The following is a 1157-nucleotide window of genomic DNA, read 5'->3' on the forward strand; positions in this document are numbered from 1 at the left end:
CGGCTTCGCCGGACGCCGCTGGCGCTCGGCCCGGCTCCACCTGGTCGGCAGCACCCTCGGCGGGGCGCCGGGCCCCAGGCGGTACGCGGACCTCGACGCGTGGGCGCTCGCGGGCGCGTACGACCGGCCCTGAGTCAGTGCCCGCGGAACGCCTCTTCGAGCCACCACGACCCGTGTTCCCGTACCACCTTGGCATCGATGAGCAGGGGCGCCGTCCGCGGTCCCGCCACCCATTCGCGGACGGGCAACAGATCGGCGGGCGTGCGGACGGTGACCGTCTCGAAGCCGTGGCCGCGGGCGACGGCGGCGAGGTCGGTGGGCGGGAACTCGACCGTGCCGAGCGGGAATCCGTGCGGCCCGAAGTGGTGGACCTCCGCGCCGTAGGCGTCGTCGTTGTAGACGACCACCACCAGGGGCAGCCCGAGCCGGCGCACGGTGTCGAGTTCGACGGCGCTCATCATCATGCCGCCGTCGCCGAGCGCGGCCACCGCGAGCCGGTCCGGGCGGGCCAGCGCCGCGCCGATGGTGGTGGCGAGGCCGAGGCCGATGGACTGGAAGGCCTGGGTGAAGCACAGGCCCTGTTCGTCGGGGACGGACAGGTACATCGTCGGGTAGCCCATGAAGTTGCCCGAGTCGACGCCGATGACGCGCTCCGCGGGGAGGATGTCGTCGAGGGCGATGCTCAGGGTGCGCGGGTCGATGCGGTCGGCGGTGCCCTCGTCGTCGTACGGGACGTCGCGCCACCCGAGGCGTCGGGTGAGCGCCTCGGCGGTGTCCGCGCCGCGGTAGCCACGGCTGCCACCGGCTTGCGTGCCGTCGGCCAGGGCTGCGTCGGTGCGCTCGGCCGTCAGGCGCACGTCGCCGGTGATGCCGAGGTGGACGGGGCGGTGTGCGCCGAGGGCCGAGGCGTCGTCGTCGATCTGGACGAGGGTGGTGTCCGGGCCGATGAGCCTGCCGTGCCGCGTCGTCCACATGGTGAGGGAGCAACCGAAGGCGACGAGCACGTCGGCGCCCTCGATCAGCTCGGCCGCGAGCGGCGAGGCGAAGCCGCCGGAGACGTCGAGCGACCACGGGTTGCCGTGGAACAGGCCGCGGGCCACCGCCGAGGTCGCGAGCAGCGCGCCGCAGCGTTCGGCGAGCGCCTCCAGGGCCGCGCG

General features: G+C 74.5%; 1 protein-coding gene. It reads right to left on the bottom strand.

Features of this window, described 5'->3' with window-relative positions; genetic code table 11:
• Positions 1–134 precede the first annotated feature (134 nt).
• Positions 135–1157, bottom strand: a 1023-nt coding sequence (locus tag G3I40_RS44595) for a thiamine pyrophosphate-dependent enzyme (RefSeq protein ID WP_164560490.1), incomplete at its 5' end; no start/stop codon positions are given.

Source organism: Streptomyces sp. SID14478, assembly GCF_010548525.1.
Classification (GTDB): Bacteria; Actinomycetota; Actinomycetes; order Streptomycetales; family Streptomycetaceae; genus Streptomyces.